Genomic DNA, 14,873 nt, shown 5'->3' with positions numbered 1-14,873 from the left:
CGATGACGACATTCGCCAGCGGCACAGACACACTGACGCGGGACGCCCTCACCGTCCTCCAGCCCGGCTTCACCGGCACCACCGCCCCCGACTGGCTGCTGCGCCGCCTCGGCGAGGGCCTCGCCTCGGTCGGACTGTTCGGCCGCAACATCGCCTCGCCGGAACAACTGGCCGCACTGACGGCCCAGTTGCGCGCCGAACGCGACGACGTCCTGGTCGCCATAGACGAGGAGGGCGGTGACGTGACCCGCCTGGAGGTGCGCACCGGCTCCTCCTTCCCCGGCAACCACGCCCTCGGCGCGGTGGACGACCTCGAACTGACGAGGAAGGTGGCCGCGGAACTCGGCCGCCGCCTCGCGGCCTGCGGGGTCAACCTCAACTGGGCCCCCTCGGCCGACGTGAACTCCAACCCGTCCAACCCGGTGATCGGCGTCCGCTCCTTCGGCGCCTCCGCCGACCTGGCCGCCCGGCACACCGCGGCCTACGTCACCGGGCTCCAGTCGGCGGGCGTCGCCGCCTGCACCAAGCACTTCCCGGGCCACGGCGACACCGCGATCGACTCCCACCACGCCCTGCCCCGCATCGACGTGGACGAGTCGGTCCTCCTCGAACGCGAACTGCGGCCTTTCCGCGCCGCCATCGCCGCCGGCACCCGCGCGGTGATGACCGCCCACATCCTGGTCCCCGCCCTGGACCCGGACCGCCCGGCGACGCTGTCGCCCAAGGTGCTGACCGACCTGCTCCGCAGCGAACTCGGCTACACCGGCCTCATCGTCACCGACGGCATGGAGATGCAGGCCATCGCCGGCACCTACGGCATCGAACGCGGCAGCGTCCTCGCCGTCGCCGCCGGCGCCGACGCGATCTGCGTGGGCGGTGGCCTCGCCGACGACGAGACGGTACGGCGCCTGCGGGACGCGCTGGTCTCGGCGGTCCGCTCGGGCGAGCTCCCCGAGGAGCGGCTCGCGGAGGCGGCGGAACGCGTGCGCACGCTGGCCCACTGGACGGCGGCCGCCGCGGCCGGCAGCCGGCCGCCGGCCGACGAGGAGGTGGGGCTGCGCGCCGCCCGCAGGGCGCTGCGCGTCACCGGCGCGGACGGCTTCACCCCCCTCACCACGGCGCCCTATGTCGCCGCCTTCACCCCGGTGGCCAATGTGGCCGTCGGCGACGAGACGCCTTGGGGCGTGGCCGCCGAACTCGCCCGTGTGCTCCCCGGCACGGAGACGGGCAGCTTCGCCGGCGAGGACGCGGGCCTCGCCACCCTGGCCGCGGCCGGCCCCCGCCGCATCGTGGCAGTGGTCCGCGACGAACACCGCCACCCCTGGATGGGAGCGGCCCTGGACACGGTCCTGCGCACCCGCCCCGACACCGTCGTGGTCGAGATGGGCCTCCCGCAGGCCCCCGCCCGGGGAGCCCTGCACATCGCGACCCACGGCGCGGCGAGGGTCTGCGGCAGAGCGGCGGCGGAAGTCATCGCGGGGGAGTAGGGGCTACGGCACGACAGGTGCCGGTTCCTTTGGGGCAACCGGCACCTGTCTTCGTCAGGGGCGCGGGGAACTGCGCGACCAGCCACGGCGAACCCGCACTCCGCAGACGGCAGGACCCGGCAGACGCGAACCGCCTCAGATCCCCTGCCAGTCAGGCTTGTTGACGAACGTGTGCCGGAAATAGTCGGCGAGCTTCAGCTTGGAAGCGGCCCCCTCGTCCACCACCACCGTCGCATGCGGATGCAACTGGAGCGCCGAGGCGGGGCACACCGCGGCGACCGGTCCCTCCACCGTCGCCGCCACGGCGTCCGCCTTCCCCTCGCCCGTGGCCAGCAGCACCAGATGACGGGCCTCCAGGATCGTCCCGATCCCCTGAGTGATCACATGGTGCGGCACCTGCGAGATGTCCCCCTCGAAGAACCGCGCGTTGTCCACCCGGGTCTGCTCGGTGAGCGTCTTGATCCGGGTCCGCGAGGCCAGCGAGGAGCACGGCTCGTTGAACCCGATGTGCCCGTCCGTCCCGATCCCGAGCAGTTGCAGGTCCACGCCCCCGGCGTCGGCCAGCGCGGAGTCGTACGCCTGGCAGGCACCGGTGATGTCCTGGGCCGTCCCGTCCGGGCCCATGAAGGAGTCCATCGGAATCCCCAGCGGCTCCAGCACCTCGCGCCGCAGCACCGACCGGTACGACTCCGGATGCTCGGCCGGCAGGCCGACGTACTCGTCGAGCTGGGCTATCCGCGCCCGCGAGGCGTCCACGGCACCGGAGCGCACCTTCGCCGCCAGGGCCTCGTAGATGGGCAGCGGGGTGGAGCCGGTCGCCACACCGAGCAGGGCGTCGGGCTTGCGCCGGAGCAGTTGGGCCATGGCCTCGGCGATGAGCTCGCCACCCGCCTTGGCGTCCGGAACGATGACAACTTCCACGCTGGGCCTGCCGATCTGAGGAAACGGTCTGATCTGTAGAAACAGTCTGAACGAAAGGGCTCGACCGGACCCCGGTACGGCCCATGTGGTTTAGACCAATCTAACAGAATCGGGTCCTACGGCCCAGGGAGCTGTACGCCCCCGTCGAAGCCTCCTTCCATTGCCTAGCAGCCGCTACAGAAAGAACGTACCCAACCCGTCCTCCTTTCTCTAGTACTCGCTATACAATTCACTCCATGGTGAGCAGCCACGAGACGAAAGCGCAGGTCACATCCGCCTCCCCGGTGTCCAGGCCGCGCGGCCGCCCCCGGTCCTTCGACCGTGAGACCGCGCTGGAGAAGGCGATCCTCGCCTTCTGGGAGCGGGGGTACGAGGCCACGTCCGTCTCCGACCTCACTCGCGCGATGGACATCGGCGCCCCGAGCCTGTACGCGGCCTTCGGCGACAAGCGCACCCTCTTCGAGGAGGCCGTGAGCGTCTACGACACCCGCTACGCCGCCTTCGCGGACCGCGCCCTGACCGAGGAGCCCACCGCCCGGACCGCCGTCGAACGGACCCTGCGGGAAGCCGCCCGCGCCTACACGCAACCCGGCCGCCCGCACGGCTGTCTCATCGCCCACGCGGCCACCAACTGCACCACTCCCGAGGTCGCGGACTCCCTGCGGGACCGGCGCAACGCCCTGATCGCCGCCTTCGAGAGCCGTATCCGGGCCGGCATCGCCGCAGGTGAGCTGCCTCCCGGCACCGACGCCCGCGCACTCGCCCGGCACAGCGGCGCGATCGTGCACGGCATGTCCCAACAGGCGCGCGACGGCGCGAGCCGCGAGGAACTCGAGGCTGTCGCGGAAATTGCCATGGCCATCTGGCCCCGCACATGAACCCACACGCGTTAGGCTGCGTGTGAGTTGTTAGGGCGTCCGAGTAAGTGCCCCCGCGAGGCAAAGACCCAACAACAAACAGGCTCCAACGCATGGACACACCTAGTGGTCTAGTCCACAATTGAACCGTGACTTCCGTCTTCCCCGCACAGGAAGGCGGACCGAGGAACCGGAGCTCTCTGCCCTGACTGCCCCGGGTCCTCATCCTCGGCCGACCGGGACCGCACACCCCACGGCCGATATTGCTCCGGGCTGCGGTGCCGGGAAGGTTGAGGGTCCTTCCCAGGCGCCGCGGCCCGCGGGTGTTTCCGGGGCCGGTGTTTTTAGGTCACTCACATACCCCCAGGTACGCTCGCATGTGTGCCCTCCATGAACGAACTGGTCCGCCAGCACACCGCCCTCGACGACTCCGACCTCGAGTGGCTGCATCTGCTGGTCTCGGAGTGGCAGTTGCTCTCCGACCTCTCCTTCGCCGACCTCGTCCTGTGGGTCCCCACCCTCGACGGCACCCGCTATGTCTCGGTCGCCCAGATGCGGCCCAACACCGGCCCCACCTCCTACCAGGACGACATGGTCGGCCACCTCGTCCCACGCGGCCGACGTCCGCTGCTGGACGTGGCGCTCGACGAGGGCCGGATCGTGCGCGAGGGCGACCCGGAGTGGCGCGAGGAGGTCCCGGTCCGCGTCGAGTCGATCCCGGTACGACGGGAGGGGCGCGTCCTCGGTGTCATCGCCCGCAACACCAACCTGCTGACCGTCCGCACCCCGAGCCGGCTCGAACTGACCTATCTGCAGAGCGCGTCCGACCTGGCCCAGATGATCGCGGCCGGCTCGTTCCCGTTCCCCGACCAGCAGATGGACATGGACGCGGCCCCGCGCGTCGGCGACGGCCTGATCCGCCTCGACGCGGACGGCATCGTCCAGTACGCCTCCCCGAACGCCCTCTCCGCCTACCACCGCATGGGCCTCGCCTCCGATCTGGTGGGTCAGCACCTCGGCCGCACCACCGCCGAACTCGCCCCCACCCGCGGCCCGGTGGACGAGGCGCTCGCCAAGGTCGCGAGCGGCTGGGCGCCCCGCGAGTTCGAGATCGAGGCGCACGACGGGGTCATCCAGTTCCGGGCGATCCCGCTCAAGCCCAAGGGCACCCGCATCGGTTCCCTGGTCCTGCTGCGGGACGTGACCGAACTGCGCCGCCGCGAACGCGAGTTGATCACCAAGGACGCGACCATCCGGGAGATCCACCACCGGGTGAAGAACAACCTCCAGACCGTGGCGGCCCTGCTCCGCCTCCAGGCCCGGCGCATCGAGTCCGACCGCGGTCGCGAGGCCCTCGAAGAGGCGGTCCGCCGCGTCGGCTCCATCGCCATCGTGCACGAGACGCTGTCTCAGAACCTGGACGAGCGCGTGGAGTTCGACGAGATCGCCGACCGGGTGCTCGCCATGGTCGCCGAGATCTCCCCGGGCAAGGTCACCGGCCGGCGCAGCGGACGCTTCGGCATCCTGGACGCCGAGGTCGCCACCCCCTTGTCCATGGTCCTCACCGAAATCCTCCAGAACGCCCTGGAGCACGGCTTCCGCGAGGGCGAGACCGGCACAGTCGAGGTCACGGCCGTCCGCGGCGGCACCACCAAGGAGGCCCGCCTCCTCGTCACCGTCCAGGACGACGGCGTCGGTCTGCCCGAGGGCTTCGACCCGCACACCGCGGGCAACCTGGGCCTGCAGATCGTACGCACGCTGGTGGAGGGCGAGTTGGGCGGTACGTTCGACATGGTCCCGGCACCGGAGGGCGGCACCCGCGTCATCCTCGACGTGCCGGTGCAGGCGCAGAAGTAGAGCCGTACGCGGTCCGGGGTGCGGGGGCGCAGCAAAAAGCCCCGGACCGTTCAGGGGTCCGGGGCTCAAATGCTCGTTGCCAGCGTGTGCTGCGCATCGGGGGTACTGCGCGCTGCGGCTCGGGGGCGGGAGAAGCGTACGCGGTGTACGCGCCGCCAAGCTCAGGCTGTGCGGGGCGGGTGTGTCAGGCGGAGGCCTGACGGGCCCGGTTGCGGGCGGCACGGCGCTTCATGGCGCGACGCTCGTCCTCGCTGAGACCACCCCAGACGCCGGAGTCCTGACCGGACTCGAGCGCCCACTGCAGACACTGATCCATAACGGGGCAGCGACGGCAGACGGCCTTGGCTTCCTCGATCTGCAGCAGCGCAGGACCGGTGTTGCCGATGGGGAAGAAGAGCTCGGGGTCTTCCTCGCGGCAAACGGCGTTGTGACGCCAGTCCATGGCTGCTACCTCTCCTTGGTATTACGTGCAACTTGCTTGTGAATGTGAACGCTTTCACGAATCCCTCAACAAGTGAAGGGCCGTCCACCGAGTCTTCCTCGGCGTGGTCCTGTGGATTGAAGAGGGGTTCCGGTGGTCTGTGGACGCCGGTGCTGCGGGCTGTCCCGACCGCCACGTAGAGACTCGCAAACCTCAGCGGCGGATACAACCCCTTCCGGAAAGTTTTTTTTGATTCCTCGGTGTCGACTAGGTCACAGCCGTACTTCCATGGGGTGGACCCTGGCCTAAACGTTCGAGTGAAAGGACTTTAGCCCCTTCTGCTCACACAATCACACGCAGTGCACGGCGTACGCCTGTGAACGTCACGCTCGTACGCAGTCCGAGGTGGTCGCCGTCCATCTGGAGGGGCAGAGGCACCTTCGAATGCAAGGTGAACTGGTCCAGGTCGTGCAGGGACACCGCGTGCTTGCCATGGGGGCCGCGCTCGGGGGACGAAGTGAGCAACTGGGTGCCATATCGGGCGATCGCGGTCGTCGTCATACGGCTGAGACCGAGTACGTCGAGGCCTTTATCGAACGAGGCCTTAGGCGACGCGTACATCGGGTGATTGCCCAGGAAGGTCCACGGAGAGGTGTTCGAGACTATGGAAAGGACCAGATCGGTCACCGGCTCCGCGTCCGGTCGTTCCACGGTGATCGTCCCGTGCCGGCGGTGCGCCTCGCCGAAGAACTGGCGCAGGGCCTGGCGGACGTAGAGAGCGTGTGTGGATTTCCTGCCGCGCTCGCGCTGCTGCTCCACGCGGCCGACCACACCGGCGTCGAATCCGAGCCCCGCGTTGAAGGTGAACCAGCGTCCCGGCACGGCTTCGTCCTCGGTGCCGGGCGTGCCGGAGGTCAGGCCCAGGCCGACCGTCCGCTCGCTGCCCTCGCGCAGGGCGTCCAGGAGGGCGCCGGTGGCCTCGACGGCGTCGTTGGGCAGGCCGAGGGCGCGGGCGAAGACATTGGTGGAGCCGCCGGGGACCACGGCGAGGCCGGGCAGGTGCTCGGGGTCGGGGCCGGCATGCAGGAGGCCGTTGACGACCTCGTTGACCGTGCCGTCGCCGCCCAGGGCCACGACCAGGTCGATGTCCTTGCTCTCCGCCGCCTGCCGGCCCAGGTCGCGGGCGTGGCCGCGGTACTCCGTGGTGACCGCTTCCAGTTTCATCTCGCTGGCGAGCGCGTGGATCAGGACATCGCGCGTACGTGCGCTTGTGGTGGTTGCCGCCGGATTGACCACGAGAAGTGCACGCATGGGTTGCAGCGTACCTACTGGGTGGTACCGGGCACAGGTCGAGGTAGGGATCACGTAAGACTTCGGTGCGTGAACCTTGCCACGGGGGCGTGGGGCAACCCGCGCGCGGGCGTGTGCGTCGCCCGCGCCTCACGGCGGGGGCTCCAGGGGCGAGGGCTACCCTTCAGGGTGTGAGCAGCGAGCAGACTCCCACCACCCCCGAGACCGCCGGTCCGCGCCCGCGGCGCCTGACGTACGCCGCCGCCCTGGCCGCCCTGGAGGGGCTCGCGCTCGTCGCGGGGGGTGTCTGGATGCTCGTGGAGGGTCTGGCCGGCGACCCGGACGACCGGCAGTCCGCCGTCACCGGGGGCATCACGCTGATCGTCCTCGCCCTGCTGCCGCTCCTCGCCGCGCGCGGGCTGCTCGCCCGGCGCAGCTGGAGCCGTGGGCCGGCGGTCATCACCCAGATCATGGCCCTGCCCGTCGCCTACAACCTTCTCCAGGCCGACAGCGTGGCGATCCCGGCGGGCATCGCCCTCGCGGTCGTCGCGGTGGCCGCGCTGGTCCTCCTGGTCAACCCGGCGACGACCCAGGCGCTCGGAATCAGGGGCCCGGGGCGGACGCAGGACGGCAAGCAGTAGCCGTACGTCGAAGGCGCGGCGCCGGATCCGCGGGCGGGGCGGCCTGCCGTCGTCCCGGGACCTGAGCGGGTGCGCCGCACCCGGACGGGCAGGCCGGGCTCGGCCTACTCCTCCACCAGCAGCTTCTCCCGGAGCTGGGCCAGGGTGCGGGCCAGCAGGCGGGAGACGTGCATCTGGGAGATGCCGACCTCCTGCGCGATCTGCGACTGGGTCATGTTGCCGAAGAAGCGGAGGAGAAGGATTCGCTTCTCGCGCGGGGGCAGGTCCTCCAGGAGCGGCTTCAGCGACTCCCGGTACTCCACGCCCTCCAGCGCCTCGTCCTCCGCGCCGAGGGTGTCCGCGACCGCCGGGGACTCGTCGTCGGTGTCGGGGACGTCCAGGGACAGCGTGGAGTACGCGTTGGCGGACTCCAGGCCCTCCAGGACCTCTTCCTCCGAGATGGCCAGCTTCTCGGCCAGCTCGTGGACCGTGGGGGAGCGGCCGTGCAGCTGGGAGAGCTCCGCCGTCGCCGTGGTGAGCGCGAGACGCAGCTCCTGGAGCCTGCGCGGGACGCGGACAGCCCAGCCCTTGTCACGGAAGTGCCGCTTGATCTCGCCCACGACCGTGGGGGTCGCGTAGGTCGAGAACTCCACCCCGCGGTCCGGGTCGAAGCGGTCGACCGACTTGATCAAGCCGATGGTGGCGACCTGGGTGAGGTCGTCCAGGGGCTCGCCGCGGTTGCGGAAGCGGCGTGCGAGGTGCTCGACGAGCGGCAGGTGCATCCGGACCAGCTGGTTGCGCAGCTCCGCGTACTCCGGGCTGCCGTCCTTCAGTGCGCGCAGCTCGACGAACAGGGCCCGTGCCCCGCTGCGGTCCTGTGGGTCGTGCCGCGGGACCGGCGTGTTGTTCGCGCCCGCCGCGCCGTCCTCTGCGTTTCGCTCGTGCTCGCTCATCGTCCCGCCCGTCGCCCTTCCACGAGCCCTCGCCTCCGTCGGCACCGGGATGATCCCGGCCCGCCCTGTCGGAGGCGCACCCTGCACGGCACCTTTCCGATCGCGCTGCCCGTCGTCCAGGAGGCCGGTCGCCGTCGGGTCGACGACGTCCTGCTCCGGATGCGGCCGGGCCTGCTCGGGGATGCCGTCGATGCCGTCCGCCGTACGACGGGAACCGCCGGGGCCGTCGTCACCCAGGCCGTCTGCGCCGCTCGGGCGGGGAGGAAGGTGTCCGCCCCCGGCCGCCAGCTCCCGTGTGCCGCGCTCTTCGTCCCGCACCGGCCCGTCCCCGTTCCTCACGCCGGCCCGGGTCCCGCGCCGCGTTGTTTGTAGAGGCTGATCGAAACGGTCCTGTCCTCGTCCACGGCCGAGGAGACCTTGCCCGCGAGGGCCGACAGGACGGTCCAGGCGAAGGTGTCCCGGGACGGCGCGTGACCGTCCGTGGTCGGCGCCGAGACGGTGACCTCCAGCGAGTCGTCGACGAGTCGGAACACACAGCTCAGCACCGAGCCGGGCACGGCCTGCTGGAGCAGGATCGCGCAGGCCTCGTCCACCGCGATGCGCAGGTCCTCGATCTCGTCGAGGGTGAAGTCCAAACGGGCCGCGAGGCCGGCCGTGGCCGTCCGCAGCACCGACAGGTAGGCACCCGCGGCCGGCAGCCGGACTTCCACGAAGTCCTGGGTCGCGGGCTCGCCTGCGATCTGGGACACCCTCACCTCCAAGGTGGTACAAGCTTTACGGGGGCCGAGGGTCGCCCCCCGGAGTAACGCGACGTGTGGTTCAGCGGTGACGCTACCGCGCTCTCGACTTTCCTGTCCCCGGGACCCCAACCCCTGCCGTTACTCACAGTAAAACTGTGGACACGCTCCGTGTCTAGGGGTTTGCGGCTCCAATTGGGAAGAACGCGCGCCGGGTTGACGTACCCAGACGTCAGACGGTCGAACCGTCCTGGAACCCGGGCGTCCAGGGTCACACAAGGACGTGGTCCACGAAGCACCAACGCCAGTTCTCGCCCGGTTCCCAGGTCCGCATCACGGGGTGGTCGGAGTCCTTGTGGTGCTTCGTCGCGTGTTGTCCCGGCGAGGAGTCGCAGCAGCCGACGTGACCGCAGGACAGGCACAGGCGCAGTTGGACCGGGTGGGTACCGTCCCTCAGGCACTCCGGGCACGTCTCGCTGAGCGGCTCGGGCTCCGGGTGCGGCAGCGCGTCGGCGTGCGTGCACTGTTTCATGATTGCCAGGTTACGACGGCCGCGCGGGCGGCCGCGCGGAAAAAGAGGGCGGGCGCACGACGATGAGCGAGGGCGGGCGAGAGTCATGGACGTGATGCCACTGCTGTTGCTGGTGGCGGGGAGCGCGGCGATCGCCGCGGCCGCCCGACGGACCCCCGTACCGGCGCCGCTGCTGCTGGTCGCCGCCGGACTGCTGGTCTCGTACGTGCCCGGAGTCCCCGGGTACACGCTCGACCCGGACGTGGTCCTGCCCCTCATCCTGCCGCCGCTGCTGCACTCCGCGGCCACCGACAGCTCCTATCTCGACCTCCGGGCCAACATGCGGCCCGTGGCGCTGCTGTCGGTGGGATACGTGCTCTTCGCGACCATCGTCGTCGGCTGGGCGGCCTACCAGATCGTGCCCGGGCTCTCGCTGACCGGGGCGCTGGTGCTGGGCGCGGTGGTGGCGCCCCCGGACGCGGTCGCGGCGACGGCGGTGGCACGCCGCGTGGGACTGCCCTCCCGGATCACCACCATCCTCCAGGGCGAGTCCCTGGTGAACGACGCGACCGCGATCACCGCCTACCGGGTCGCGCTCGCGGCCGCGATCGGCGAGGGCGCCACGTGGGCGGGCGGCATCGGCGAGTTCCTGCTCGCGGCGGTCGGCGGGGTCGCGGTCGGCCTGGTGCTGATGGTGCCGATCCACTGGCTGCGCACCCACCTCAAGGAGCCGCTGCTCCAGAACACGCTGTCCCTGCTGATCCCGTTCGTCGCCTACGCGGCGGCCGAGCAGTTCCACGCGTCCGGAGTCCTCGCGGTGGTCGTGGTGGCGCTCTTCCTCGGACACCGCGCGTGGGAGGTCGACTTCGCGACACGCCTCCAGGAGGACGCCGTCTGGAAGATGGTCGCCTTCGTCCTGGAGTCGTCGGTGTTCGCCCTCATCGGGCTGCAACTGCCCGTCGTGCTGAAGGGTCTCGGGGAGTACGAGGGCGGCAGCGCCGTCTGGTACGCGGTCGCGGTCTTCCTCGTGGTCGTGGCGTCGAGGTTCGTGTGGGTCTACCCCGCGACCTTCCTGCCGCGCATCCTGTCCGCGCGGATCCGCGCGCGTGAGGACAACCCCACCTGGAAGGCGCCGTTCGTCATCGCCTGGGCCGGGATGCGGGGCGTGGTCTCGCTGGCGATCGCCTTCTCGATCCCGGAGCACCTGCACGGCGGCGAGCCGTTCGAGGGCCGCAACCTGATCCTCTTCCTCACCTTCACGACGGTCATCGGCACCCTCGTCGTCCAGGGCGTCACCCTGCCCCCGCTGATCCGCCTGCTGAAGCTCCCCGGACGCGACCGGCAGGCCGAGACCCTCGCCGAGGCCAACGCCCAGGCGCAGGCCTCGCGGGCCGCCGAACGGCGCCTGGACGAACTCCTCTCCGACGAGCGCAACACCCTCCCGCCGCCCCTCGCCGACCGCCTGCGCACGGTCCTGGAGCGGCGCCGCAACGCCGTCTGGGAGCGTCTCGGCCAGTCCAACCCGCTCACCGGCGAGACCGTCGACGACACCTACCGCCGGCTGTCCAGGGAGATGATCGGCGCCGAGCGCTCGGTGTTCGTGAAGCTGCGGGACCTGCGCTACATCGACGACGAGATGCTGCGGACCCTGCTGCGCAGGCTGGACCTGGAGGAGGCGGCGGCCTACCGGGAGGCGGCCGAGTAGGGCGGGTCGGATCACGGGAAGGGGCGACCCGTGACCACCGCCGCGAGCGTCGCCCCGCGCGGGAAGGCTCCCTCCTCGGCGAGGGCGGCCAGTCCATAGAGCAACTTGGCGACATAGAGACGTTCCACGGGCACGCCGTGGCGGTCCTCGAAGTCAACGGCGAAGGCGTCCAGTTCGGGTGAGGTGCGGGCGTAACCGCCGAAGTGGAAGCGGTCGTCGAGTGCCCAGTCGCCGCGCGTGCCGCCGAAGGCCTCGTGCTGGAGCGCCCTGGTGTCGGCCGTCAGGAAGCCGCCCCTGAGCACCGGTATGCCCAGGGCGCGCTGGTCAGGGTCGAGCCCGGCTGCCAGGCCCGCCAGGGTGCCGCCGGTGCCGCAGGCGATCGCGACGACGTCGGCCCGCCCCGCCAGCTCCTCCCCGAGTGCGCGGCACCCCCGCACGGCGAGCCGGTTGCTGCCGCCCTCCGGGACGACGTACGCCTCCTCGGCGCCCGCCGCGCGCAGCACGCGCGCGAGGGTGTCCGGTTCGGCCTTGCGGCGGTACGTCGACCGGTCGACGAAGTGCAGTCGCATGCCGTCGGCGGCGCACCGGGCCAAGGAGGGGTTCAGGGGGCGGTCGGCGAGTTCCTCACCGCGGACCACGCCGACCGTGGGCAGGCCCAGGAGCCGACCCGCGGCGGCCGTGGCACGCAGATGGTTGGAGTACGCGCCGCCGAAGGTGACGACGGCACGGCCGGCGGCCGCGGTGAGGTTCGGCGCGAGCTTGCGCCACTTGTTGCCGACGAGTTCAGGGTGGATCAGGTCGTCGCGCTTGAGGAGGAGGCGCAGGCCGCGCCGGGCGAAGCGGGGGTCCGACACTTCCTGCACGGGTGAGGGAAGGCGGGGGCGCAGGGTGTCGAGGCCGGTCACGCCCTCATTGTGACCCGCGGGGTCACTTCAGGCGCTCCCGGATCCGGCTCCGCATCGAGGCCATCGTGAAGCCCCGCGGGTCCACCTTGCCCGGCTGCCACTCCAGGTGGCCGATGACCGACCGTTCCGTCCAGCCGTGGTGGCGGCACACCGCAGCGCAGACCCGTTCGATCGCCGTGAGCTGGGCCGCTGGCCAGGGATCCTCGCCGTCGCCGAGGTTCTCGCACTCGAAGCCGTAGAAGTGGCGGTTGCCGTCGGTGTTGGCCTCGTTGTCGGCGGGGAGTGCGTTCTCCGCGATCACCGCGCGCAGGACGTCGTCGTCGCCGAGACCGGCGTGGTTGGCGCGGCCGTAGCCGACGAGATGGACGGTGCCGTCCTTGGTGATGACTCCGTGGCACAGCGGGCCCGGCAGGCCGCTGTAGCCCTTGCGGCACAGCTCGACCGTCGCCGCGCTGCCCCTGGTCACCGTGTGGTGGATCATCACGCCGTGCACCGGGCCCCAGGCGCCGACGTGATTGCGGTTGTGGTGCTCCCAGTCGCCGACCTCGACGACGGTGGCACCCTCCGCCCGCAGGACGGCCAGGAATCTGCCCGCGGACATGGGTGAGGCCATGGCTCCCTCCTTCGCACTGCGCGCCGGCCACCGACCGCGGCCGGCCCTCACAGGTGCTTGTACCGAAAGCGGCGGCCTCCGACTCCTGGTCCGCACAGCGTGCGAGCTGATTCGGACACTCAAATTCCGTTCATGAGGCCCGAACTGACCGTCCGTCAGCGGATAGGAAAAGCGCATATGCCCAGCCCTGCGGTGATCCATTCCCCCTCTTTCGGGTAATAGCACCGGCACGCTCCGTGAGGAAGGCTTGCTCCTGCACATCGATGCCGGGGCGAGATCGCGTCCGGGCATGTACCGGGAGGGCAATTCCTTATGTCGGTAGGCGAAGAGGTCCGCACCGAGCAGGACCGGCCGCAGCAGAGCCTCGGCACAGCGGCCGCGCGGAACCTGGCCACCACCACCAAGTCCGCACCTCAGATGCAGGAGATCAGCTCGCGCTGGCTGCTGCGCATGCTGCCCTGGGTGAACGTCCAGGGCGGTACGTACCGGGTGAACCGACGCCTGAGCTACGCCGTGGGCGACGGCCGGGTGACCTTCGTGAAGACCGGGGACCGGGTCGAGGTGATCCCCGCCGAGCTGCGCGAGCTGCCGGCGCTCAGGTCCTACGAGGACGACGCCGTGCTCTCCGAGCTCGCCCAGCGCTGCCAGCAGCGGGAGTTCACCCCGGGTTCGGTGATCGCCTCGTTCGGCGGCCAGGCCGACGAGGTGTACCTGCTGGCGCACGGCAGGGTGGAGAAGGTCGGCACCGGCCCCTACGGCGACGACGCGGTGCTCGGAGTCCTCGCCGACGGCGCCTACTTCGGCGACCAGGCGCTCCTCGACCCGGACGCCATCTGGGAGTACACCGCACGAGCGGCCACCGCCTGCACGGTCCTCGTGCTGCCCCGCCAGGACGTCGACCAGGTGGCCGAGCGTGCCGAGGATTTGCGCGAGCACCTCCAGCAACAGCGCGCGATCCCCTCGCAGCGCACCAACAAGTACGGCGAGAAGGCGATCGACCTCGCGGCCGGCCACGAGGGCGAGCCCGACATCCCGCACACCTTCGTCGACTACGACGCCCGGCCCCGCGAGTACGAACTGAGCATCGCCCAGACCGTGCTGCGCATCCACACCCGGGTGGCCGACCTCTACAACCAGCCGATGAACCAGACGGAACAGCAGATCCGGCTGACCGTCGAGGCACTCAAGGAGCGCCAGGAGCACGAGCTCGTCAACAACCGTGAGTTCGGGCTGCTGAACAACTGCGAGTACGACCAGCGGCTCCAGCCGCACGACGGCGTGCCCAGCCCCGACGACCTCGACGAACTGCTCAGCCGCCGCCGGGGCACCAAGCTGCTGCTCGCCCACCCGCGCGCGATCTCCGCGATCGGCCGTGAGCTGAACAAGCGCGGACTGGTCCCCGAGACCATCGACGTGGGCGGCAACCGCATCCCCACCTGGCGCGGGGTGCCGATCTACCCATGCAACAAGATCCCGGTCACCCCGGAGCGGACCACCTCGATCATCGCCATGCGTACCGGTGAGGCCGACCAGGGTGTCATCGGCCTCCAGCAGGCCGGTATCCCGGACGAGATCGAGCCGAGCCTGTCGGTGCGGTTCATGGGCATCAACGAACAGTCGATCATCAAGTACCTGGTGACGGCCTACTACTCGGCGGCCGTACTGGTGCCGGACGCGCTCGGAGTCCTGGAGAACGTCGAGATCGGCCGGTGGAGGTGACGTTCCTGCACCGGGGAGCCGTGTCCCCGTCCACCGGGGCGGGTACATCCCGGTCGGACACCGGGGTGGAGGCACCCCGGCCGGCCTCCGGAGTGGAGACACCCCGGAGGAGCGCGCCCGCCCACGGCGGAGGCGCCACCGTCCGCGGACTGACCGAGGGGGGTTCCATGGCCGAGTTCACGACGGGCACACAGGCACTGGCGAAGGAAAGCACCGAGGCGCGGACGCCGACCACCGGGGGGAGGGAGGCGTCGGTCACCGGGGGGAGGACAACGGC

The 14,873-nt window shown here is 70.7% G+C and carries 14 protein-coding genes; 6 read left to right on the top strand and 8 right to left on the bottom strand.

What is annotated here, in order from left to right:
* Positions 1-2: 2 nt before the first annotated feature.
* Positions 3-1,487 carry a glycoside hydrolase family 3 protein gene (locus AOJ26_RS10160; RefSeq protein WP_053847899.1) on the top strand — a complete coding sequence of 495 codons (1,485 nt, stop codon included), beginning with the start codon at positions 3-5 and terminating at the stop codon, positions 1,485-1,487.
* A 135-nt stretch (positions 1,488-1,622) separates the two neighbouring features.
* On the opposite strand, the gene nagB is transcribed toward AOJ26_RS10160, so the two are convergent.
* The gene (gene nagB / locus AOJ26_RS10155; RefSeq protein ID WP_053847898.1) at positions 1,623-2,408 is read right to left on the bottom strand and encodes a glucosamine-6-phosphate deaminase; all 786 of its coding nucleotides are present in this window, start codon (positions 2,406-2,408) and stop codon (positions 1,623-1,625) included.
* Positions 2,409-2,644: 236 nt separating this feature from the next.
* On the opposite strand from nagB, the gene AOJ26_RS10150 reads away from it, so the two are divergent.
* Positions 2,645-3,286 carry a TetR/AcrR family transcriptional regulator gene (locus AOJ26_RS10150; RefSeq protein ID WP_053847897.1) on the top strand — a complete coding sequence of 214 codons (642 nt, stop codon included), beginning with the start codon at positions 2,645-2,647 and terminating at the stop codon, positions 3,284-3,286.
* Between the two features lie 369 nt (positions 3,287-3,655).
* On the top strand, positions 3,656-5,122 hold the full coding sequence (locus AOJ26_RS10145) for a sensor histidine kinase (protein ID WP_053847896.1): 1,467 nt from the start codon (positions 3,656-3,658) through the stop codon (positions 5,120-5,122).
* 184 nt (positions 5,123-5,306) lie between these two features.
* On the opposite strand, the gene AOJ26_RS10140 is transcribed toward AOJ26_RS10145, so the two are convergent.
* Together AOJ26_RS10140 and AOJ26_RS10135 are read right to left on the bottom strand one after the other, a co-directional pair.
* Entirely contained in the window at positions 5,307-5,564 is a 258-nt protein-coding gene (locus AOJ26_RS10140; protein WP_006142322.1) for a WhiB family transcriptional regulator, read from the bottom strand.
* Positions 5,565-5,885: 321 nt separating this feature from the next.
* Positions 5,886-6,854, bottom strand: coding sequence for a diacylglycerol/lipid kinase family protein (locus AOJ26_RS10135; RefSeq protein WP_053847895.1), 969 nt, complete (start codon positions 6,852-6,854; stop codon positions 5,886-5,888).
* Between the two features lie 170 nt (positions 6,855-7,024).
* Here AOJ26_RS10135 and AOJ26_RS10130 point away from each other — a divergent pair, with 170 nt between their 5' ends.
* Entirely contained in the window at positions 7,025-7,474 is a 450-nt protein-coding gene (locus tag AOJ26_RS10130; RefSeq protein ID WP_053847894.1) for a hypothetical protein, read from the top strand.
* 104 nt (positions 7,475-7,578) lie between these two features.
* Here AOJ26_RS10130 and AOJ26_RS10125 read toward each other — a convergent pair whose 3' ends face one another.
* From AOJ26_RS10125 to AOJ26_RS10115, 3 genes are all read right to left on the bottom strand, one after another.
* Positions 7,579-8,724 carry an RNA polymerase sigma factor SigF gene (locus tag AOJ26_RS10125; RefSeq protein WP_078959827.1) on the bottom strand — a complete coding sequence of 382 codons (1,146 nt, stop codon included), beginning with the start codon at positions 8,722-8,724 and terminating at the stop codon, positions 7,579-7,581.
* 17 nt (positions 8,725-8,741) lie between these two features.
* The gene (locus AOJ26_RS10120; RefSeq protein WP_006136266.1) at positions 8,742-9,155 is read right to left on the bottom strand and encodes an anti-sigma factor; all 414 of its coding nucleotides are present in this window, start codon (positions 9,153-9,155) and stop codon (positions 8,742-8,744) included.
* 259 nt (positions 9,156-9,414) lie between these two features.
* A complete protein-coding gene (locus AOJ26_RS10115; protein WP_053847893.1) occupies positions 9,415-9,675 on the bottom strand; it encodes a UBP-type zinc finger domain-containing protein in 261 nt (86 codons plus the stop codon).
* A gap of 85 nt (positions 9,676-9,760) precedes the next feature.
* Here AOJ26_RS10115 and AOJ26_RS10110 point away from each other — a divergent pair, with 85 nt between their 5' ends.
* Positions 9,761-11,359 (top strand): Na+/H+ antiporter, encoded by a 1,599-nt coding sequence (locus AOJ26_RS10110; protein WP_053847892.1) that lies wholly within the window; start codon positions 9,761-9,763, stop codon positions 11,357-11,359.
* A gap of 11 nt (positions 11,360-11,370) precedes the next feature.
* On the opposite strand, the gene AOJ26_RS10105 is transcribed toward AOJ26_RS10110, so the two are convergent.
* Positions 11,371-12,264 carry a 1-aminocyclopropane-1-carboxylate deaminase/D-cysteine desulfhydrase gene (locus tag AOJ26_RS10105; protein ID WP_053847891.1) on the bottom strand — a complete coding sequence of 298 codons (894 nt, stop codon included), beginning with the start codon at positions 12,262-12,264 and terminating at the stop codon, positions 11,371-11,373.
* A gap of 22 nt (positions 12,265-12,286) precedes the next feature.
* The gene (locus AOJ26_RS10100) at positions 12,287-12,877 is read right to left on the bottom strand and encodes an N-acetylmuramoyl-L-alanine amidase (RefSeq protein WP_053847890.1); all 591 of its coding nucleotides are present in this window, start codon (positions 12,875-12,877) and stop codon (positions 12,287-12,289) included.
* 312 nt (positions 12,878-13,189) lie between these two features.
* On the opposite strand from AOJ26_RS10100, the gene AOJ26_RS10095 reads away from it, so the two are divergent.
* On the top strand, positions 13,190-14,596 hold the full coding sequence (locus tag AOJ26_RS10095) for a family 2B encapsulin nanocompartment shell protein (protein WP_053847889.1): 1,407 nt from the start codon (positions 13,190-13,192) through the stop codon (positions 14,594-14,596).
* Positions 14,597-14,873 lie beyond the last annotated feature (277 nt).

This window comes from Streptomyces sp. NRRL B-24085 (genome assembly GCF_001282115.1).
Lineage (GTDB): Bacteria > Actinomycetota > Actinomycetes > Streptomycetales > Streptomycetaceae > Streptomyces.
The sequence above is the reverse complement of the archived record's forward strand: the minus strand, read 5'-3'. Positions and strand labels throughout refer to the sequence as shown.